Source organism: Streptomyces sp. NBC_00386, assembly GCF_036063235.1.
GTDB lineage: Bacteria > Actinomycetota > Actinomycetes > Streptomycetales > Streptomycetaceae > Streptomyces.
In genome coordinates this window covers 2,673,441-2,694,628 of the sequence record NZ_CP107950.1, presented here as the reverse complement: position 1 = coordinate 2,694,628, position 21,188 = coordinate 2,673,441, and the positions used below count along the sequence as shown (strand labels likewise).

General features: G+C 70.5%; 15 protein-coding genes and 1 pseudogene. 13 read left to right on the top strand and 3 right to left on the bottom strand.

Annotated elements, in window-relative coordinates; genetic code table 11:
• Positions 1-144 precede the first annotated feature (144 nt).
• The 3 genes from OG780_RS11640 to OG780_RS11630 all read left to right on the top strand — a co-directional run bounded on the left by OG780_RS11640 (position 145) and on the right by OG780_RS11630 (position 5,291).
• Entirely contained in the window at positions 145-2,091 is a 1,947-nt protein-coding gene (locus tag OG780_RS11640) for an IucA/IucC family protein (RefSeq protein WP_443062312.1), read from the top strand.
• 39 nt (positions 2,092-2,130) lie between these two features.
• Complete coding sequence (locus OG780_RS11635) at positions 2,131-2,982, top strand: GNAT family N-acetyltransferase (RefSeq protein WP_328447329.1); 852 nt, start codon at positions 2,131-2,133, stop codon at positions 2,980-2,982.
• 266 nt (positions 2,983-3,248) lie between these two features.
• Positions 3,249-5,291, top strand: coding sequence for an ATP-dependent DNA helicase (locus OG780_RS11630; protein ID WP_328447327.1), 2,043 nt, complete (start codon positions 3,249-3,251; stop codon positions 5,289-5,291).
• A gap of 131 nt (positions 5,292-5,422) precedes the next feature.
• On the opposite strand, the gene lexA is transcribed toward OG780_RS11630, so the two are convergent.
• Positions 5,423-6,199: a transcriptional repressor LexA gene (gene lexA / locus OG780_RS11625; protein WP_081219793.1), complete on the bottom strand. Its 777-nt coding sequence runs from the start codon at positions 6,197-6,199 to the stop codon at positions 5,423-5,425.
• A 520-nt stretch (positions 6,200-6,719) separates the two neighbouring features.
• Between lexA and nrdR the strand changes: the two genes are divergently transcribed.
• The 3 genes from nrdR (at position 6,720) to OG780_RS11610 (ending at position 11,328) form a co-directional block, all read left to right on the top strand.
• On the top strand, positions 6,720-7,271 hold the full coding sequence (gene nrdR, locus OG780_RS11620; RefSeq protein WP_328447324.1) for a transcriptional regulator NrdR: 552 nt from the start codon (positions 6,720-6,722) through the stop codon (positions 7,269-7,271).
• Positions 7,272-7,433: 162 nt separating this feature from the next.
• Positions 7,434-10,331, top strand: coding sequence for a vitamin B12-dependent ribonucleotide reductase (locus OG780_RS11615; RefSeq protein WP_328447322.1), 2,898 nt, complete (start codon positions 7,434-7,436; stop codon positions 10,329-10,331).
• 316 nt (positions 10,332-10,647) lie between these two features.
• On the top strand, positions 10,648-11,328 hold the full coding sequence (locus OG780_RS11610; protein ID WP_328447320.1) for a DUF6215 domain-containing protein: 681 nt from the start codon (positions 10,648-10,650) through the stop codon (positions 11,326-11,328).
• Between the two features lie 70 nt (positions 11,329-11,398).
• On the opposite strand, the gene OG780_RS11605 is transcribed toward OG780_RS11610, so the two are convergent.
• Complete coding sequence (locus tag OG780_RS11605; protein WP_326785094.1) at positions 11,399-11,932, bottom strand: TerD family protein; 534 nt, start codon at positions 11,930-11,932, stop codon at positions 11,399-11,401.
• Positions 11,933-12,086: 154 nt separating this feature from the next.
• Here OG780_RS11605 and OG780_RS11600 point away from each other — a divergent pair, with 154 nt between their 5' ends.
• The 4 genes and pseudogenes from OG780_RS11600 to OG780_RS11585 all read left to right on the top strand — a co-directional run bounded on the left by OG780_RS11600 (position 12,087) and on the right by OG780_RS11585 (position 16,599).
• Positions 12,087-12,692 carry a YdbC family protein gene (locus OG780_RS11600; RefSeq protein ID WP_326785093.1) on the top strand — a complete coding sequence of 202 codons (606 nt, stop codon included), beginning with the start codon at positions 12,087-12,089 and terminating at the stop codon, positions 12,690-12,692.
• Between the two features lie 106 nt (positions 12,693-12,798).
• Positions 12,799-13,459 (top strand): annotated as a pseudogene (locus OG780_RS11595) (histidine phosphatase family protein).
• A 12-nt stretch (positions 13,460-13,471) separates the two neighbouring features.
• Positions 13,472-14,401 carry an ADP-ribosylglycohydrolase family protein gene (locus OG780_RS11590; RefSeq protein WP_328447316.1) on the top strand — a complete coding sequence of 310 codons (930 nt, stop codon included), beginning with the start codon at positions 13,472-13,474 and terminating at the stop codon, positions 14,399-14,401.
• Between the two features lie 272 nt (positions 14,402-14,673).
• Positions 14,674-16,599, top strand: a complete 1,926-nt coding sequence (locus OG780_RS11585; protein WP_328447314.1) for a DUF4153 domain-containing protein — start codon at positions 14,674-14,676, stop codon at positions 16,597-16,599.
• Positions 16,600-16,799: 200 nt separating this feature from the next.
• On the opposite strand, the gene OG780_RS11580 is transcribed toward OG780_RS11585, so the two are convergent.
• Positions 16,800-18,347, bottom strand: a complete 1,548-nt coding sequence (locus tag OG780_RS11580; RefSeq protein ID WP_328447312.1) for an MFS transporter — start codon at positions 18,345-18,347, stop codon at positions 16,800-16,802.
• Positions 18,348-18,531: 184 nt separating this feature from the next.
• On the opposite strand from OG780_RS11580, the gene OG780_RS11575 reads away from it, so the two are divergent.
• The 3 genes from OG780_RS11575 (at position 18,532) to OG780_RS11565 (ending at position 20,813) form a co-directional block, all read left to right on the top strand.
• Positions 18,532-19,155 carry a TetR/AcrR family transcriptional regulator gene (locus tag OG780_RS11575; protein WP_328447310.1) on the top strand — a complete coding sequence of 208 codons (624 nt, stop codon included), beginning with the start codon at positions 18,532-18,534 and terminating at the stop codon, positions 19,153-19,155.
• A 261-nt stretch (positions 19,156-19,416) separates the two neighbouring features.
• Entirely contained in the window at positions 19,417-20,118 is a 702-nt protein-coding gene (locus tag OG780_RS11570; protein ID WP_326785089.1) for a ribonuclease HII, read from the top strand.
• A 68-nt stretch (positions 20,119-20,186) separates the two neighbouring features.
• Positions 20,187-20,813 carry a hypothetical protein gene (locus tag OG780_RS11565; protein WP_328447307.1) on the top strand — a complete coding sequence of 209 codons (627 nt, stop codon included), beginning with the start codon at positions 20,187-20,189 and terminating at the stop codon, positions 20,811-20,813.
• Positions 20,814-21,188 lie beyond the last annotated feature (375 nt).

The following is a 21,188-nucleotide window of genomic DNA, read 5'->3' as shown; positions in this document are numbered from 1 at the left end:
CCCGGTCCCGTCGCCGCACGAGCCCGAACGACCCGCAAGGAACTTCTCGTGAACACCACGCCCGCATCCGACAGCCCTCCCGCCCCGTACGACAGCCCTCCCGCCCCGTACGAGCGAACGGCCGTCGGCACACCGGCCCCGTACGTGCCCGGACCGGAGTCCGTCCCCCGGCAGACGGAGGCGCCCCGGGCGCCCGTACGGCAGGGCGGGGCCACCGTCGATCTGCTGGACCTCCTCGACCACCCCGACATCCGGACGGCGGCGCAGGCGGCGGCGGTCGAGAACCTGCTGCGCTGCTGGGTACGGGAGAACGACCTGGCCGCCCCTCACGACGGCACCCTGCGCATCCCCCTGCCGGCCAGCGGAGCGACCCTGCTCGTTCCCGTCCACCACTGGTCCCCCTCCGGCTGGCACCGCTTCGGGCTCCCCCTCCTCGCGGGAGCTCCCGCACAGGCACCGGCCGTCGACGCGGTGACCGTGGCGGCCCTCTTCGCACGGCAGACGGCCCCCGGAACACCGGCCGCGGAGACGCGTCTCCCGGAACCCCCGGCACCCCGCGGCGAACCGGCGGCAGCCGTGCCGGGCGAAGCCGACGCCCGGGACACGGACAGCCCGGCCGGTGAAGGCGCCGACCTCGTCGGCCGCGTCGCCGACTCGGTCCGGCGCACCGCCGTATTCATCAGGGACCGCAGGGAGCACCCCGCCGACCCACCCGACCTCTTCCTCGCCGCGGAACAGGCGCTCCTCCTCGGCCACCCCCTGCACCCGACACCCAAGGGCCGCGACGGCCTCTCCGACGCGGAGGGAAGGCTCTACTCACCCGAGTTGCGCGGCTCCTTCCCCCTGCACTGGATGGCGGTCGCCCCCTCGGTACTGGCCTCCGACTCGGCCTGGACGGAACGCGGCCGCCCCGTGTCGGCGGAGCAGCTGACCATGCGGCTGGCCGGGCCCGGACTGGCGTTCCCCGAGGGCTACGCCGCCGTACTGCCCCTCCACCCCTGGCAGATGCGCGAGGTCCGGCACCGCCCCGGGACCGCGGCCCTGCTGGATGCCGGACTGCTCCGTGACCTCGGTCCGCAGGGCACGCCGTGGCACCCCACCTCCTCCGTCCGCACGGTCTACCGCTCCGGTGCCCCCGCGATGCTGAAACTGTCGCTGGGTCTGCGCATCACCAACTCCCGTCGGGAGAACCTCCGCAAGGAACTCCACCGCGGCGCCGAGGTCCACCGACTGTTGCGCGGCGGCCTGTTCGAGCAGTGGCACTCCGTCCACCCGGGCTTCGACATCGTCCGCGACCCGTCCTGGCTCGCCGTCGACGACCGGGACGGCAACCCGCTTCCCGGGCTCGACGTGATGATCCGCCACAACCCGTTCCGGCCCACGGACGATGTCGGCTGTGTCGCGGGGCTGGTCTCACCCCGGCCGTACGCGCGACTGGGCACGCACAACCCGGCCGAGCGCGGCCCCTTCATGCGCTCCCGGCTCACCGAGATCGTCACCGGGCTCGCCGGCCGGACCGGCCGCCCGCGCGGCGCCGTCGCCACCGAATGGTTCCTGCGCTACCTCGAACAGGTCGTACGGCCCGTGCTCTGGCTGGACAGCGAGGCGGGCATCGCGCTGGAGGCGCACCAGCAGAACACCCTGCTCCTGCTGGACGCGGACGGCTGGCCCACCGGCGGCCGCTACCGCGACAACCAGGGCTACTACTTCCGCGCGTCCCGGCGCGAGGAACTCGACCACCGGCTGCCCGGCATCGGGGCGCACAGCGACACCTTCGTCTCCGACGAGGTCACAGACGAACGCTTCGCCTACTACCTGGCCATCAACAACGTGTGCGGCCTCATCGGAGCCTTCGGCTCCCAACGGCTGGCCGACGAGAGCCTGTTGCTCGCCGCGTTCCGGCGCTTCCTCGGCGGCGTGGCCACCGGCCCGGCCCGGCTGCGCACCCCGCTGCCCGCCCTGCTGCTCGACTCACCCGTCCTGCGCTGCAAGGCCAACCTGCTCACCCGGCTGCACGGCCTCGACGAGCTCGTCGGTCCCGTCGACACCCAGTCCGTCTACGTCACCATCACCAACCCCCTTCATTCCTGAGGGGCTTGGCCCACCCCGTCTCCCGAGAGGAGCGTCGTCGTGCCTCCCACCGACGAGAGCACCGACGCCGGCATCGCCCGCGCCGCCCGAGCCGCCCTGGGATCCGCGCCAGGATCCCGCGCGGGCACCGGCTTCGACCCCGGCGCCGGCACGGACTGCGAGGACACGCTCGACCTGCGCCTTTCGGACGAACTGATCGCACTGTTCGCCGGGGACACCTTCTCTCGGGACGGGACCGCGGACGGGGCCGCTCACAGGACCGCGGAGGGCGCCGTCCACGGGGCTCGGGGCGGATCTCCGGAGGAGACCCCGGACGCGGACGATCTGCTCGACCGGGTCGGCGGCTGGGGGCCGGCCAGGACGATCGCGGGCGCCCTCCACCTCGTCCCGGTGCGTGCCGGCCGCGACCTGGCTCTCGTCCACCGCTGGATGAACGACCCCGCCGTCGCGGAGTTCTGGGAGCTGGCGGGGCCCGAGGCCGTGGTCGAGCACCATGTGCTCCGCCAGCTCGACGGCGACGGGCGCAGCGTCCCGTGCATCGGGGTGCTCGACGGCACCCCGATGAGCTACTGGGAGATCTACCGCGCGGATCTCGACCCTCTGGCACGCCACTACCCGGCCAGACCCCACGACACGGGGATCCACCTCCTCATCGGCGGTGTCGCCGACCGAGGGCGGGGCCTCGGCTCCACCCTGCTCAGAGCCGTCGCCGACCACGTGCTGGACAGGCGCCCCTCGTGCGCTCGGGTCGTCGCGGAACCCGATCTCCGCAACACCCCCTCCGTGTCCGCGTTTCTGAGCGCGGGCTTCCGGTTCTCGGCCGAGGTCGATCTGCCCGGCAAAACAGGGGCTCTCATGATCCGGGACCGGTCCTTGCGCGATCTGCTGTAGAGCCGTGGCTCTCGGCCCGCCGGGCGACCTGTAGCAGAGCCGTCGCTCTCGGTTCGCCGGTCCGTCCCCTGTGGAGCCGTGGAGCTGTGGTTCGTGGGCCACCGACCGCCCATCGACCGCTCGTCCCGATCCGGTCCCCGTCGAGGAGTCTCCGTGCCCCACCCATCCGTCGTCCCGGACGCCCGGGAGACGCCCGCCTCGATCACGGCGTCGGTTCCCGCCTTGATCGCTCGGTTGTCAGTGGCGCCCCGTAGGCTGGCAGCGCTATGACAAAGCCCTCACTCCCCGAACTCCTGCATGCTGCCGTCACCGCTGTCGGCGGCACGGAGCGCCCCGGCCAGGTGACGATGGCCGAATCCGTCGCCGCCGCCATCGACGACAATTCCCACCTGCTGATCCAGGCGGGCACCGGCACCGGAAAGTCGCTCGGCTACCTGGTGCCCGCGCTCGCGCACGGCGAGCGGGTGGTCGTGGCGACCGCCACCCTGGCGCTCCAGCGCCAGCTCGTGGAACGGGACCTGCCGCGCACCGTCGACGCGCTGCACCCGCTGCTGCGGCGCCGCCCCGAGTTCGCGATGCTGAAGGGCCGGTCGAACTACCTGTGCCTGCACCGCCTGCACGAGGGCGTGCCGCAGGACGAGGAAGAGGGCCTCTTCGACCCGTTCGAGGCGGCCGCGCCCACCAGCAAACTGGGACAGGACCTGCTGCGGCTGCGCGACTGGTCGGACGAGACCGAGACCGGTGACCGGGACGACCTCACACCCGGTGTCTCCGACCGGGCCTGGGGCCAGGTGTCGGTGTCCTCCCGGGAGTGCCTCGGCGCCACGAAGTGCGCCTACGGAGCGGAGTGCTTCGCCGAGATGTCCCGCGAGCGGGCCAAGCTCGCCGAGGTCGTCGTCACCAACCACGCGCTGCTCGCGATCGACGCCATCGAGGGTGCGCCGGTCCTGCCACAGCACGAGGTGCTGATCGTCGACGAGGCCCACGAGCTGGTCTCCCGGGTCACCGGCGTCGCCACCGGCGAGCTCACACCGGGACAGGTCAACCGTGCCGTGCGCCGCTCCGCGAAGCTCGTCAACGAAAAGGCCGCCGACCAGCTCCAGTCCGCCGCCGAGGGCTTCGAACGCCTGATGGAGCTGGCTCTGCCGGGCCGCCTGGAGGAGATCCCCGAGGACCTCGGGTACGCGCTGATGGCGCTGCGCGACGCCGCACGCACGGTGATCACCGCCCTCGGGTCCACCCGCGACAAGTCCGTCCAGGACGAGGACGCCGTACGCAAGCAGGCACTGGCATCCGTGGAATCCGTGCACGCCGTGGCGGAGCGCATCGCCAACGGCTCCGAATGGGACGTCGTCTGGTACGAGCGTCATGACCGCTTCGGAGCCTCGCTCCGGGTCGCTCCGATGAACGTGTCCGGGCTCCTCAGGGAAAAGCTGTTCGCCGACCGCTCGGTCGTCCTGACGTCCGCGACCCTCAAGCTCGGCGGCGACTTCAACGGCGTGGGAGCATCGATGGGGCTCGCCCCCGAAGGCACCGAGGGCGAGGACGTCCCTCAGTGGAAGGGCGTCGACGTCGGCTCGCCCTTCGACTACCCCCGGCAGGGCATCCTGTACGTCGCCCGGCATCTCTCACGCCCCGCGCGGGACGCCGATCGCGGGGACATGCTCGACGAGCTCACCGAGCTGATCCAGGCCGCCGGCGGTCGCACGCTCGGTCTGTTCTCCTCGATGCGCGCGGCCCAGCTCGCGGCGGAGGAACTGCGGACCCGCATCCCCGAGTACCCGATCCTGCTCCAGGGCGAGGAGACGCTCGGCGAGCTGATCAAGAACTTCGCGGCCGACCCGAAGACCTGTCTGTTCGGCACGCTCTCGCTCTGGCAGGGCGTGGACGTGCCGGGCCCCAGCTGTCAGCTGGTCGTCATGGACAAGATCCCCTTCCCCCGCCCCGACGACCCGCTGATGAGCGCACGCCAGAAAGCGGTCGAGGAGAACGGGGGGAACGGTTTCATGGCCGTCGCCGCCACCCACGCCGCGCTCCTCATGGCCCAGGGCGCCGGGCGTCTCGTCCGGGCCTCGGGGGACCGGGGGGTGGTCGCGGTGCTGGACCAGCGTCTGGCCACGGCCCGCTACGGCAGCTACCTGAAGGCCTCGCTCCCCGACTTCTGGTACACCACCGACCCGAACCAGGTCCGTAGATCCCTCGCGGCGATCGACGAGAAAGCCCGGATGACCGAGGAGTCCACGGCGAAGGCCGACGACGCGGCAGGCCAGGCGGACGAGATCGAGGCGGTCGAGGCGGAGGACGCGTAGCGCACCTCCACGAGTCCGTCCGGCCGCCGGGCGGGGCCGGACGGACCGGCGAACGAACAGGACCCCGGAACCGGCGCAGTTGGTTCCGGGGCCCGGTCAGGGGCGGGAGCGGCGGACCGCCCGTCGCGGTGTCACACCCGGCGCAGCACGGCGACGACCTTTCCGAGGATGGTCGCCTCGTCACCGGGGATCGGCTGGTACGCCGAGTTGTGCGGCAGCAGCCACACGTGTCCGTCCTCGCGCTTGAATCGCTTCACCGTGGCTTCGCCGTCCAGCATCGCGGCGACGATGTCGCCGTTCTCGGCGACCGGCTGGCGGCGGACCGTCACCCAGTCCCCGTCGCAGATGGCGGCCTCGATCATCGAGTCACCGACGACCTTCAGGACGAACAGTTCCCCGTCTCCGACGAGCTGGCGGGGGAGGGGGAACACGTCCTCCACCGACTCCTCGGCGAGGATCGGGCCACCGGCGGCGATACGGCCGACGAGCGGAACGTAGGACGCGGCCGGCTTGCCCGCCGTGTCCGTCGGCTGCACCGACGACTGGTCGGACCCCCGTACCTCGTACGCGCGCGGGCGGTGCGGATCTCGCCGCAGGAAGCCCTTGCGCTCCAATGCCATCAGCTGGTGTGCGACGGAGGAGGTGCTGGAGAGGCCGACGGCCTGCCCGATCTCCCGCATCGACGGCGGGTAGCCGCGCCGCTGCACGGAGTCCCGGATCACCTCGATCACCCGGCGCTGCCGGTCCGTGAGTCCCGAGCTGTCGGCCCGGATGCCTGGAGGTCGGCCAGGCAGGGAGCGCTTTGGCCCCTCATGATTCGCGGCTTCGTTCATCGCATGCACCGGCTCGAGTCGGCCCTGGGAGCGGTCCTGGGCGGTGATGGTGGCGCTGTCTGCGGTGGTGGTCACGTCGGCCCCTCTCGATGGTCTCCCTGCTGGACAACGGTAGTTGCTTTCGAAAGGTTGCGCCAAACACACGTTCGAGTGAAAAAAAGCGAATTGCCTGACGTGAGCATGTGTCTGGGTGTATGGCTGGGCGATGCGCCTGACGGGCAAAAGGGTCCGTTGCTGTACCCTTCACCGCCGTGGGCGGCGGCCGTGCCGGCTGACCTGGGCCGCCGTCCAGTCTGCCATCCGATGGCCGGCAGGCCGGGAACCGGCCCTCTTTCCGTGTGCCGACCACGCTATCCCCGTGTGTCCGGGATGGGTATGCCTGTGCGGCACGTGCCCTTACGTGTACGACACGCGGGTCGTGGGCGATTTCGCGAGTCGATCCCCACATCTAGTGGTTGGATTGCGGAGGCATCCCAGAAGTTGTGGTCCCCCGGGTCTCCAGGCCCTCGGGCATCGCCTATGCTTGAGGCTGCTTCGAGGGGCCGGTGAGGTCCCGCGAGGTTCCTGAGTCGTGCTGTGAAGGAGGGTTGGAGCCATGCACTGCCCCTTCTGCAGGCACTCGGACAGTCGCGTCGTCGACAGCCGTACGACCGACGACGGCACGTCGATCCGCAGGCGCCGCCAGTGCCCCGACTGCTCCCGTCGTTTCACGACCGTGGAGACGTGCTCGCTGATGGTGGTGAAGCGCTCCGGTGTGACCGAGCCCTTCAGCCGCATCAAGGTCATCAACGGCGTGCGCAAGGCCTGCCAGGGGCGGCCCGTCACCGAGGACGCGCTCGCCCAGCTCGGCCAGCGGGTCGAAGAGGCCGTGCGAGCCACCGGAAGCGCCGAGCTGACCACCCACGACGTGGGGCTGGCCATACTCGGACCCTTGCAGGAACTCGACCTCGTGGCCTACATGAGGTTCGCGTCCGTGTACCGGGCCTTCGACTCGCTCGACGACTTCGAAGCCGCCATCGCGGAACTCAGGCAGGTGGATCAGCGCCCCGCCGCGGACGACGACGTCCCGGACGCGGTGCGCCAGGAGACCGACCGCGGGCGCGGCGGAACCGTGGAGGTTCCCGTGCCCGCCACCGCTGCCGACTGACCGAGGGCCGGACCCATAGGGACGTCCGGCCCCGCCCACGGGCGGCGACCACAGACCTGCTGCGTCAGGCCGCGTCAGCGGCACCCGCAGCATCAGACACAGACGGTGCCACGGGAAGTTCGCGGCACTTCAGCGCGTTTTAGCCTGTTACTGGGAGGCGGCATGACAGAGACGGCGAGCGGTCCGGCACGAGGTTCCCGCGCGAAGAGCGGAGCCAAGGCCAGCAAGGGACTGCGCATCGAGCGCATTCACACCACCCCCGGCGTGCACCCGTACGACGAGGTGGAGTGGGAGCGTCGGGACGTCGTCATGACCAACTGGCGCGACGGCTCGGTCAACTTCGAGCAGCGTGGCGTCGAGTTCCCCGGCTTCTGGTCGGTGAACGCGGTCAACATCGTCACCAGCAAGTACTTCCGCGGTGCCGTCGGCACCCCGCAGCGCGAGGTGAGCCTGAGGCAGCTCGTCGACCGCATCGTGAAGACGTACCGGAAGGCCGGCGAGGACTTCAGGTACTTCGCCTCGCCCGCCGACGCCGAGATCTTCGAGCACGAGCTGGCGTACGCCCTCCTGCACCAGATCTTCAGCTTCAACAGCCCTGTCTGGTTCAACGTCGGGACCCCCCAGCCCCAGCAGGTCTCCGCCTGCTTCATCCTGTCCGTCGACGACTCCATGGAGTCGATCCTCGACTGGTACAAGGAAGAGGGCATGATCTTCAAGGGCGGCTCCGGCGCCGGCCTGAACCTCTCCCGCATCCGCTCCTCCAAGGAGCTCCTCTCCTCGGGCGGCAACGCCTCGGGTCCCGTCTCCTTCATGCGCGGTGCCGACGCCTCCGCAGGAACGATCAAGTCGGGCGGCGCCACCCGCCGCGCGGCCAAGATGGTCATCCTCGACGTCGACCACCCCGACATCGAGGACTTCATCCAGACCAAGGTCAAGGAAGAGGAGAAGATCCGCGCCCTGCGTGACGCGGGCTTCGACATGGACCTGGGCGGCGACGACATCACGTCCGTCCAGTACCAGAACGCCAACAACTCGGTCCGCGTGAACGACACGTTCATGAAGGCGGTCGAGGAGGGCGGCAAGTTCGGCCTCACCTCGCGCATGACCGGCGAGGTCATCGAGGAGGTCGACGCCAAGTCGCTCTTCCGCAAGATGGCCGAGGCCGCCTGGGCCTGCGCCGACCCGGGCATCCAGTACGACGACACGATCAACCACTGGCACACGTGCCCGGAGTCCGGTCGTATCAACGGCTCGAACCCGTGCAGCGAGTACATGCACCTGGACAACACGTCCTGCAACCTCGCCTCGCTGAACCTGATGAAGTTCCTGAAGGACGACGGCAAGGGCCACCAGTCCTTCGACGTCGAGCGCTTCGCCCAGGTCGTCGAGCTGGTCATCACCGCGATGGACATCTCCATCTGCTTCGCCGACTTCCCGACCGAGAAGATCGGCGAGAACACCCGCGCCTTCCGTCAGCTCGGCATCGGCTACGCCAACCTCGGCGCCCTCCTGATGGCGACCGGCCACGCGTACGACTCCGACGGAGGCCGCGCGCTCGCCGGTGCCATCACCTCCCTGATGACCGGCAGGTCGTACAAGCGCTCCGCCGAGCTCGCCGCGGTCGTCGGTCCGTACGACGGCTACGCCCGCAACGCGCAGCCCCACCAGCGCGTCATGAAGCAGCACGCCGACGCCAACACCGCGGCCGTCCGCGTGGACGACCTGGACACCCCGATCTGGGCCGCCGCCACGGAGGCCTGGCAGGACGTGATCCGCCTCGGTGAGAAGAACGGCTTCCGCAACGCGCAGGCCTCCGTCATCGCGCCGACCGGCACCATCGGTCTCGCGATGTCCTGCGACACCACCGGCCTCGAGCCCGACCTCGCGCTGGTCAAGTTCAAGAAGCTGGTCGGCGGCGGCTCGATGCAGATCGTCAACGGCACCGTGCCGCAGGCCCTGCGCCGCCTGGGTTACCAGGAGGAGCAGATCGAGGCGGTCGTCGCCCACATCGCCGAGAACGGCAATGTCGTCGACGCCCCCGGCCTCAAGCACGAGCACTACGAGGTCTTCGACTGCGCCATGGGCGAGCGTTCCATCTCCGCGATGGGCCACGTCCGCATGATGGCCGCGATCCAGCCGTGGATCTCCGGCGCGCTCTCCAAGACGGTCAACCTGCCGGAGACGGCGACCGTCGAGGACGTCGAAGAGGTCTACTTCGAGGCGTGGAAGATGGGCGTCAAGGCGCTCGCGATCTACCGCGACAACTGCAAGGTCGGCCAGCCCCTCTCCGCCAAGACCAAGGAGAAGGAGAAGACCGAGGTCACGGCCAAGGCCGAGGACACCATCCGTACCGCGGTCGAGAAGGTCGTCGAGTACCGCCCGGTCCGCAAGCGTCTGCCCAAGGGCCGTCCCGGCATCACCACGTCCTTCACGGTCGGCGGCGCCGAGGGCTACATGACCGCCAACTCCTACCCCGACGACGGTCTCGGCGAGGTCTTCCTGAAGATGTCGAAGCAGGGTTCCACCCTCGCGGGCATGATGGACGCCTTCTCGATCGCCGTCTCGGTCGGCCTCCAGTACGGCGTGCCGCTGGAGACGTACGTCTCGAAGTTCACCAACATGCGCTTCGAGCCGGCCGGCATGACGGACGACCCGGACGTGCGGATGGCGCAGTCGATCGTCGACTACATCTTCCGCCGCCTGGCGCTGGACTTCCTGCCCTTCGAGACGCGCTCCGCACTCGGCATCCACTCCGCCGAGGAGCGCCAGCGCCACCTGGAGACGGGTTCCTACGAGCCCTCCGACGACGACGTCGACGTCGAGGGTCTGGCCCAGTCCGCGCCCCGTGCGCAGGAGCTGAAGGCCGTCGCCGTCCCCAAGGTCGAGGCCGTGCCGGCCGAGCCCGCCCCGCGGCAGGTCCACACCAGCGCCGAGCTGGTGGAGATGCAGCTGGGCATCCAGGCCGACGCGCCGCTGTGCTTCTCCTGCGGCACGAAGATGCAGCGGGCCGGGTCCTGCTACATCTGCGAGGGCTGCGGTTCGACGAGCGGTTGCAGCTGACACCGGGCGCCGGTCCGGCGAGCGGTCGCGGCTGACACCGAGCGCCCTCCGGGCGTGAACAGCTGATCAGGGCGGTGGAGCGAGCAGTCGGCTCCACCGCTCTCGGCGTTGCGGGCGGGTGCCGCCGGGTCCGGAGGCGGGCCCGGCGTGTGCGCGCCCACCCGTCCGGCGGCGAGCCCGTCGTGCGCGCCGCCTCCCGGTGTCCCGGGTGTCGCGCGGCGACGGCCCGGGGCTCGGCCGAATTCGCCTTTCATACGAAACGATCAACGGCTAGTCTCCCTCCGCGCGCATGGAGCGCGATGGGGAGGCGGGGGACATGGCTGACAAGGTGACCGGATCGAGGAGAGGTCTGAACACGGGGGTTCAGGCCGTTGCGGCGGTGGTGCTGGTCGCGGGCGTCACGGGGGGCATATGGGGGCTTTCGCGAGTCCTTCCGAACAACAACGGCACCGACGACCCGGCCAGGTGCTCCGACCGGCTCAGCACCCCGCCGCCGAAGCGCGTCTCCGGTGAGCAGCTGTGCCAGGCGCTCAACCGCGCGGACCTGCCGGCCCTCCTCGGGACGCCCGACGAGCACGCGCGGACGGCCGACGGCGACGACAGCTGGATCACCCTCGACGGTGGCACCAAGATCGCCAGCCCTGAGGCGAACGTGACACTGGAGACCTACTCCGTGAAACTCTCGGCCTCCGACGACCGGCTTTCCGTCGCCCAGGGCCTGGATCTGCTGCCGAAGGCGGAGCCGAGGCAGATCCTCGGCCACCCGGCGGTCCTCTACTCGGACCGGACGATCGCCTTCAGCTTCGGCGGGGGCAAGGCCGAGAGCGGCCCCGGCGGTGTCGCCCGCAGTCTGCTGGTCGCCAGGGACGCCAAGGGTGACGGCGGTTCGTTCGAGATCTCCGTCTGGCGTCAGGACGATGTGGCGCCCGACGACGCGGCGCTGTTCCGCGTCGCCGAGCTGGTGCTGCCGACGGTCCCGGGCTGGAAGAGCGGCTGAGCACCCGACGCCCGGCGAGCGCGGAACCTGCGGCCGGCACAGCGCGGACGCGAGGACACCGGGCTGTGCCTCACGCCTCCTGCGGGCTGCCCATGACCCGCGCGAAGGTCGCCGGATCGGTGTCGTAGCCGTGGATGCCCGGGTGGAACGTCCATTCCCCGGAGTGGTCGCGCACGAACTCCCCGATGGTCGCCGCCGTCGAGCCCAGGACGTCGCCGAAGTCGCCCTGCGTCAGGACGGTGTAGCCCTCACGCAGGCGGAAGGCGGGGTTGAGGACACCGACGAAGGTCCGGGCCTCGGTGCGCTGCTGGATGAGGACACCGACGACCACGCGCCCGTAACGGCTGTCCAGGCGCTCGAGTTCCAGGGTCATGACCTCGTCCCAGCCGAAGCCCTTGCCGTCCTTGCTGTCGCGGTTCAGATAGATGGTGCCGTCCGGAGAACGGCTGCCGAAATACACTACGTAGTCCGGGTTTCCGTGTGGCGCGGACGCCAGATACGTCGCCGCGACGATGTCGAGATCGGTCGCGGGCTCACCCGCGGGACTGGGATCCCACTTGATCGCCAACTCGGCCTTGCGGATTCCCTTGTTGAGACCGTTCACCGGATGTCCCCTCCCCGTTCCTCAACAGTGGCCATACCAACTCCCCTGAGAGTAGGGCCGGTTGTCCATCGTGCCACGCACACCGGGGCGTGCGCCCGGATCCACTCCGCCCGAGCGTGACCGGCGCCACGTTCCGGGGCCTTACGATGGCGCGGTGCTGGTCAAGTGGATTCGCTGCACCGTGGTCGACCGCCGCGGTTTCGAACGGGGGCAGCGAAAGTGGGCGGGGCTTCTGGGAGAGCCGGGATTCCGGGGACAGGGGGGAGGATGGAGCGCGGGGCGGTCCGGCGTCGCTCATATCTTCTCCTTCTGGGAGAGCCGCGCCTTCTACGACTCCTTCATGGCCCGGTCCCATGACCGGCTGGCCGCATCGCAGTCGGGCACTTTCAAGGACTCTCAGGTCAAGCTGTTCGACTACCGCTTCGACGTGAAGACGGGCTTCGAGCCGCGCTTCACGGACTCCGACGTGGTCCGGGTCGCGCACTGCCGTGTCCACGAGGAGCGCGCGGAGCACTTCGCACTCATGCAGGAGAAGGTCTGGAACCCCGCGATGGCCGGTTCGCCCGGCATGATCCGGGGCATGTTCGGCGAGGCGCCCGGCAGCGAGTTCCTGGTCCTGTCCATGTGGCGGTCGGCCGCCGAGCACGGTAAATACCGTGCCGAGCGGCTGGAGAGGCTTGCGCTGCGCGCCCAGCTGGACGCCGACATAGCCGCCCTCGCGGGGGACGTCGTACAGCTGGAACCCGGCTGGATCGTCTGACGGAACCCTCCCTTCGGGCGAACTGATGTGCGGGAACGGTGTGACCTGCGCCTTATGAGACCCGTACGACTGCTCGAACGGCGTCGGCACGATCTAGGGTTTCGGCATGGCACGACCACGGCGCATCGTCCTTGTCCGGCACGGCGAGTCGGTGGGCAATGCCGACGACACCGTGTACGAACGCGAGCCCGACCACGCTCTGGCGCTCACGGAGACGGGGTGGCAGCAGGCGGAGAACACCGGCAAGCAGTTGCGCGAACTCTTCGCAAGGGAGCGCGTAAGCGTTTACGTCTCGCCTTACCGGCGTACCCACGAGACGTTCCGGGCCTTCCATCTCGACCCCGGGCTCGTCCGGGTGCGCGAGGAACCGCGACTGCGTGAGCAGGACTGGGGCAACTGGCAGGACCGTGACGACGTACGTCTTCAGAAGGCGTATCGCGACGCGTACGGGCACTTCTTCTACCGGTTCGCGCAGGGCGAGTCGGGCGCCGACGTCTACGACCGGGTCGGCGGCTTCCTGGAGAGCCTGTACCGGAGCTTCGAGGCCCCCGACCACCCGCCGAACGTGCTCCTGGTGACCCACGGCCTGGCCATGCGGCTGTTCTGCATGCGCTGGTTCCACTGGTCGATCGCCGAGTTCGAATCGCTCTCCAATCCGGGGAACGCGGAGGTGAGGATGCTCGTTCTGGGGGAGGACGGCCGATACACCCTCGACCGTCCCTTCGAGCAGTGGCGTGATCCGGAAATCGTACGGAGCCACCGGATAGAGTGGCAGGGCGATGATCGCTGACACCTCTCCCGACGGGCGCTTCGAGCGCGCCCTCGCCAGCCTGCGCGGAATCGCGGTGGGAGACGCGCTGGGCTCGCAGTTCTTCGTGCCCGCGAACTACCCGCTGCTCAAGCGCCGAGAGCTGCCGCCCCAGCCCTGGCAGTGGACCGACGACACCGAGATGGCCTGCTCCGTGGTCGCCGTCCTGGCCACGCACCACCGCATCGACCAGGACGCGCTGGCGCACTCCTTCGCCCACCACCACGACTTCGACCGGGGCTACGGCCCGGCGGTCAACCGGCTGCTGCGGCTGATCCGGGAGGGCGGAGACTGGCGCGAGCTCGCGTCGGCGCTCTTCAAGGGGCAGGGCTCCTGGGGCAACGGCGCCGCGATGCGGATCGCCCCGCTGGGCGCCTGGTACGCCGACGATCCGGAGCAGGCGACCCACCAGGCGGAGATCTCCGCCTATCCGACGCACCAGCACCGCGAGGCCGTGGTCGGCGCCATGGCCGTCGCGGCGGCCGCCGCGCTGGCCGCCGACCCGGCGGGCCCGCCGAGCGCCGAGGCCCTGCTGGACGGCGTCATCGCGCTCGTACCGCGCAGCGCCGTGGGGGCCGGGCTGAGGCGCGCCCGCGACATGCTCGACTACGGGGACGCCGCGACCGTGGCCGCCGTGCTGGGCTGCGGACGGCGTACGTCGGCCCATGACACCGTGCCCTTCGCCCTGTGGTCCGCGGCCCGTGCACTGGGTGACTACGAAGAGGGCTTCTGGACCACCGCCCAGGTCGGTGGCGACGTGGACACGACGTGCTCCATCGTGGGCGGCGTGGTCGCCTCCGGGAAGGCGGGAGCGCCCCCCGCGGCATGGCTGGACGCCACGGAGGCGCTGCCGGAATGGCTGCCCGGGCTCCCGGCCGGAAGTGGCGCAGGCGCCGCGTAGGGCGTACGGCAGGGGTTCCCGAGCCCTGGGGCCACCGAGTGTGCGGGCGGCGTGCGGGGGCGCGGACGGCGGGCGCAGAGGGGGCGCTGGGCTGTGTCACAGGCTTGCTACAGCCCCGCAGCGCCCCCATGAGCCGCTTTACCCCCGGATACCGTGTGCGCCACGCCGCCCGTTGATCATGACGGGTGTGTGCCGACGAAACACCGGCCGACAGCCTCCCCGCCCCAGTGGCGCAATCCGGGCTGCCCGGTGACCGGCTGGGAGGGGATCCCTTGTCCGACATACCGTCCACGCCCGAGCCCGTAGAGGGATCATCGGCGCAGCGGAAGAGCCCAGAAGCGAGCGAGGAGATTCCGGGAGCCGAGTCCCGGCCCGCGCGGGCACCGGAGCCCGCGGACTCCACGGGCCCGGCCGAACCGGGATCCACGGTGCGGCGGCCGGAGACCGGTCCCGGCGCGATGGCGAAGTCGGCCGAACCGGGGGGTGCGGCCGCACTGGTGGGTGCGGACGGACCCGAGGGCGGGGATGTGTCCGGCGGTGGGGACGAGCCCGAGGGTTCGGACGCCTCCGGGGACGACCAGTTGACCGGCGGCGGGCAGGAGCCTGGTGCGCGGTCCTCGTCCGAGCGGGTGGCCGGGGCCGACGGCCGACCGCGGTCCCAGGCCTCCCGACCGCCGCAGGCGAGGACCGGCAAGACGGCGCCGTCGGCCGCCCCCGAACTGTGGTCACCGGAGTTGTGGGCCACGTCGCCCGCCCCGGTGCGTACGCCCACGCTGTGGGCCGTGCTCGCGACCGGCGTGCTGAGCATGCTGCTCCTCGACGGCGGTCTGGCGGTCAACCTTCTGCTGGTCGCGATCCCCACGGCACTCGCCGCGTACTTCGCGGGCCGGGACGCGGGGCGCCGCACGCGCGCGTGGAGCGCGGTCTGGGGCGTCGGCGGCATCGGTCTGCTGGCCGTGCCCGCTCTGCGGGACGCGGACTGGCCGTCGTTCCTGGCCGTCGTGACGGCGATCGGGCTCGGCTCGCTCGCCCTGAACGGCGGCCGCACCTGGCCGGCGGTTCTGCTCGGTCCCGTCGGCGTGGTCAACTCGGTGGTCACCGGTGTCGCCTGGGGCTGGCGCGGGCTGCGGGAACGATTCGGCGGAGCCCGTCGAGGAGTGGGTGTCGGGCTGCGCGCGTTCGTGGTGAGTGCCGTCCTGCTGCTCGTCTTCGGGGCGTTGTTCGCCGGAGCCGACGCCGCCTTCGCCGATCTGCTCGGCGACCTGGTGCCGGACACCTCGGTCACCGGTGGACCCTGGCGCGTGGTGCTTCTGGTGTCGGGCCTGGTCGTGGCACTGTCCGTGGCCCACACGGCGGCCGCACCGGTGCGACTGGACCGGGTCGTGGTGCGACCCGGTCGCCCGCGCAACCGTGTCGAGTGGGCCCTCCCGCTGATCGTGCTCACGGTGCTCTTCGCGGCCTTCAACGCGGTCCAGCTCGTCGTGCTCTTCGGCGGTTACGACGCGGTGCTGAAGAAGACCGGCCAGTCGTACGCCCAATACGCGCGCCAGGGTTTCTGGCAGCTGCTGTTCGTCACGCTGCTGACTCTGCTCGTCGTGGTGTTCGCGCTGCGCTGGGCACCGCGGGACGGCGCCGGTGACCGGAAGCTGGTGCGCGGTGTGCTGGGAACTCTCTGCGGCCTGACGCTCGTTGTCGTGGCATCCGCTGTGCGACGTATGGACATGTATGTGGAGGCCTATGGGCTGACGCGGCTGAGGATCTCGGTGCTGGCCGGGGAGCTGTGGCTGGGCCTGGTCATCGTGCTCATCATGGCGGCCGGTGTGTGGGGCGCCCGCTGGCTGCCCCGCGCCGTCGCGGCCAGTGCGGCGGCCGGCGTCCTCGCGTTCGGGCTGATGTCGCCCGACAGTCTGATCGCCGAGAGGAACGTCCAGCGGTACGCGGACACGGGCGACTTCGACGTCCTGTACGCCCGCGATCTGTCGGCCGACGCCGTACCCGCCCTCGACAAACTCAAGGAGCCGATGCGTTCCTGCGTGCTGAGACCGATCGCCGACGAACTGGACCAGGACGACGCGCCCTGGTACGCGACCAGTTGGGGTGAGGCCCGGGCCCGGGACATCCTCCGGGACCATCCGCCCGCCAAGTCCATCAGCGAGAGCGAGTGCGACTCGTTGACGGAGTTCCCCGAATACCGCTGAACGCGTTCTTCCGATGCGTCCAAGTCCAAGTCCAAGTCCACGTCCAGGTCGACCTGGACGGGCCTGGCCACCGGCTCCGTGTTGCGGACGGCCGGATCGTGGTCACCCTGGGTCTCCCTGACCCGGACCACGGCCCGGCCCTCCGCGGGGCCGCCCGGAGCCGTTCTCAGCCCGCGGCCGCTCTCAGCCCGGAACCCCTTTCAGCCCGCGGCCGGTCCCGCCGTACCGGCGAGAGCGTCCAGGTCGCTCTTCCTGACCTTGATCACCAGTGTCGCGGTGGTCAGGGCCAGCAGAGCCATGCCCACCGCCGGCACGAAGGCGGTCGAAATGCCGTGGGCGAGCACGTCATGACTCCAAGGGGCGGGCAGCTGCTGGGTCTTGGCGAACGCCGCCTTCTGCTCGGCCGAGCCGTCCGCCAGGAACTTCGCTACCTGCTTCTGCGCCTCGTCGCGGCTGGCCGTACCGAAGACCGTGGTGAGGATGGAGAGGCCGAGCGAACCGCCCACCTGCTGCGTGACGTTGAGCAGGCCGGAGGCCGCCCCCGCCTCGTGCTGGGCGACACCGGAGACGGCGGTGACCGTCAGCGTCACGAAGTTCAGGCCCATGCCGAAGCCGAACAGCAGCATCGGGCCGAGGACTCCGCCGGCGTACGAGTCGTCGGGGCTGATGAAGGTCAGCCAGCCGAGCCCGAGGGCGACGAGTGACGAGCCGGTGACCATGAACGGCTTGGGGCCGAGCACCGGCAGGAAGCGCTGCGACAGACCCGCGCCGACCGCGATCGCGACCGTCACCGGAAGGAAGGCCACACCGGCCGAGATCGGGGTGTACCCCAGCACGTTCTGTACGAAGAGCACGATGTAGAAGAACATGCCGAACATCGCGGCGGCGAGGCTCAGCATGATCAGATACGTGCCCGAACGGTTGCGGTCGGCGAACATCCTCAGCGGGGTGATGGGTTCCCTCGCGCGCGTCTCGATGATCCCGAAGGCCAGCAGCAGGGCCGCGGCCGCGCCGAACGACCCGATCGTGAGACCGTCCCGCCAGCCGTTCTCCGCCGCGCGGATGAAGCCGTAGACCAGGGACGCCATGCCGGCCGTCGAGGTGACCGCGCCCGCGACGTCGAAGCGTCCCGGGTGGCGCTGGGACTCGTTGATGTACATCGGCGCGAGAACGGCGATCAGGATGCCGATGGGCACGTTGACGAACAGGACCCATCGCCAGTCGAGCCACTCCGTGAGCATGCCTCCGGCGAGCAGGCCGATGGCGCCGCCACCGGCCGAGACCGTCGCGAAGACGGCGAACGCCCGGTTCCGCTCCGGGCCCTCGGGGAAGGTCGTCGTGATCAGGGCCAGCGCTGTCGGTGAGGCGATCGCGCCACCCATGCCCTGAAGGGCCCGCGCCGCCAGCAACTGCCAGGGCTCCTGGGCGAGTCCGCCGAGCAGCGAGGCCAAGGTGAACAGCAGGATGCCGGTCATGAAGACCCGGCGCCGGCCGAGGATGTCGCCGGCCCGTGCGCCGAGAAGCAGCAGGCCGCCGAAGGTGAGGGTGTAGGAGCTGATCACCCATGTCAGGTCGGTGGTGCTGAAATTGAGGGCGTCTTGAATGTGCGGGAGTGCGATGTTCACAATCGTCGCGTCGAGTACCACCATGAGTTGGCAGGCCGCGATGACGGTGAGCGCGATGCCGGGATGTCCCTCCCGGCGGGCCGCACCCGGCTTGCTGTCCTTAATCAACTGAGAGGTTGTCACTATGCTTCCCCCACAAGTGAGTTAGTGAACGCTCGCGTTCACTTGCGCGTCAACGGTAGTGACTCCCCGTCAGTGAACGCAAGCGTTCACTGAAGTCGCTGTCCGCTGGCGACGTGCCGGACATCCGTCCCGCACGAAAGCCCGGCTCCCCCGAATACCGCTCCCCTGTACGACGGAGACTCTGATGGCTACTTCGCGTTGGACGGCCGCCCCCGCTCAGGCGCCACCCTCGCGCCGGCGCGGCGCCGTGCTCGAGCGCGCGATCCTGGAAGCCGCGCTGGAACAGCTCGGCGCGGTCGGCTGGAACGGCCTCACCATGGAGGGGGTGGCCGCCGCTGCGCAGACCGGCAAGGCCGCGGTCTACCGCCGCTGGCCCTCGAAGGTGGACCTGGTCGCGGACGCGCTCCAGGCCGGACTGCCGGATCTGACTCGGGCTCCCGACCTCGGCAGTGTCCGGGAGGACCTGCTGCAGGTGTGCCGGCGGGTACGGGAGGCGATGTTCTCGCCGCCGGGAATCGCACTTCGCTCTGTGCTTCACGAATGCGATGTGAGGCAGGCCGAGCGCTTCAACCGAGTCATCCGCGGCGGGGTCGTCGAGCCCACCCTGCACCTGCTCCGCGAGGTCGTTCAGCGCGGGATCGAACGGGGAGAGGTGCGTCCTGACGCGGCGAACTCGTACGTCTTCGACGCCGTCCCGGCGATGATGATGTACCGCTCCAAGGTGTGCGCGAGCGAATGGAGCGAGCTGGATCTCCAGGAGATGATCGACCAGATGATGGTCCCGCTGCTGTGCGTGCGCGTCGGCTGACCGGCCTGCGCGGGTTGGTTGACCGGCTCTGCGCGGGCTGGTCGGCCCGTTGTACGGGAGCCCGTCGGTCGGTGTGCGCGGGTCGGTCGGCGGTTGTACGGGAGCGGGTCAGCCGGTGTGCGCGGGTCGGTCGGCCGGTTGTACGGGAGCCGGTCGGCCGGTGTGCGCGAGTCTGCTCCGCCGACGCCGGGGAGGGCTTTCCGGCGGCCCGGGGGGCCTGGGTGTCGCGAGGCGCTTCAGGCGGCGTACTCTGAGGGCGCCATGCCGTACGAACCCCCCACTCATACCGTCGAGCGCTCCCTCCGCGCCACGACCGGAGCGAAGGTCATTGCCGGTGTCGACGAGGTGGGGCGCGGTGCCTGGGCGGGCCCTGTCACCGTCTGCGCCGCCGTCACCGGACTGCGCCGCCCGCCCGAAGGGCTCACCGACTCCAAGCTCCTGACCGTCAAGCGCAGGACCGCGCTCGCCGTGGAGTTGGAGAAATGGGTGACGGCGTACGCCCTCGGGCACGCCTCCCCGGAGGAGATCGACCGACTGGGCATGACGGCCGCCCTGCGCCTCGCGGCCGTACGCGCTCTGGACGCCTTGCCGGTCCGCCCCGACGCGGTCATTCTCGACGGGAAGCACGACTATCTCGGCGCTCCCTGGAAGGTCCGTACGGTGATCAAGGGCGACCAGTCCTGCATCGCCGTCGCGGCGGCCTCGGTGATCGCCAAGGTACGGCGCGACAAAATGATGGCCGAACTGGGTGTCGACCATGCAGACTTCGGCTTTGCGGCCAACGCCGGGTATCCGGCGCCGGTCCACAAAGCCGCGCTGGAGGAGCGGGGCCCCACCCCGTACCACCGGTTGTCGTGGGCGTATCTTGATGCGCTGCCCCAGTGGCGGCACCTCAAGAAGGCCCGCAGCTTGACGGACGGAAGCGTTCCGGAGATCGAGGGCCAGCTCGGCTTCGATTTCTGACGATTCCGTTCGCACTCATGTGCCACCCGCCGGGGCGAGTCGCACCGGCGTTTGATAGATATCAGCTCATGCCTCTCATTCCCGAGGAGCCTCAGATTCACGAGAGTGCCCAGGGTCCCCGCGTCACTCCGGCCAGTGGCCGCACCGCGCCGACCCCTCGCCCTGTACCCGGTCCCCGTCCCGCGGCTCCGCCGCGTCCCGGCCGTCCGGGTCCTGTCCGGCCCATGCCGGCCCAACGCACCCCGCGCGAGCCGGTCGTGGCCGCACCGGGGCAGTCCCCCGAGCCGGCCGCACCCGTGGCCGGCACCCCGCAGATCCAGCTCGTCCCGGCCTCGGCCGACGGTGCACTGGACGCCGCGGAAGAAGCCCTCGACCTGCTGCTGGAGTCGGGCCGCGCTCCCGGTGAGGTGCTGGTGATCACCACCGGCGATCCGCACCCGTGGGCCGCGCACGAACTCTCGTTCGGCGAGGCCGCCTACTGGGCGCAGCACGACGCCGGCGACGACGTCTTCTACACCGACGCCGCCGCCGCCCGCCGCGCCGCTTCCCGTCCCGTGGTCGTGGTCGCGGTCAACGGTGGTTCCGGCGAGGTCGCCGCGACCACCCTGCCCCTGGCCCTCGGCCGGGCCGGTGCCCTGCTGATCGTCTGCGGCGACCCGCAGCAGATCAACTCGGTCCTGGCCGCAGGCGTCTGAGCGCGTTCCGGACCCGGTCCGGAACGCGCCCGGCGGGACGCTGAGGGTGCCGCCACGGCGGCACCTGCACGGCGGTCACCTCGGCGTCCCCGTATGCGTTCGCACCTACGGCCGCTCGCCTGCCGCTCGTTCGTGTGATGCCGAGGTGGCATGGCACCGGTCTGCCCCTCGCCTGAGGGCCTTCCGGCTTCCGGCAGGTGTCACCGGGGCTTGTGGTGGGTGTGACAGGAGCTTCCGGTGTGTGCCACTGGGGCTCCCGGTGTGTGTCACCGGACGGGAGGTCGACCGCTCTCCGCGTGCGTTTCCTCGATCACTCGCCTGTGCGCGCATGGGCGCTTGGTGTTTCGCCCCGCAGGCGCACGGCCATCCAGCGTG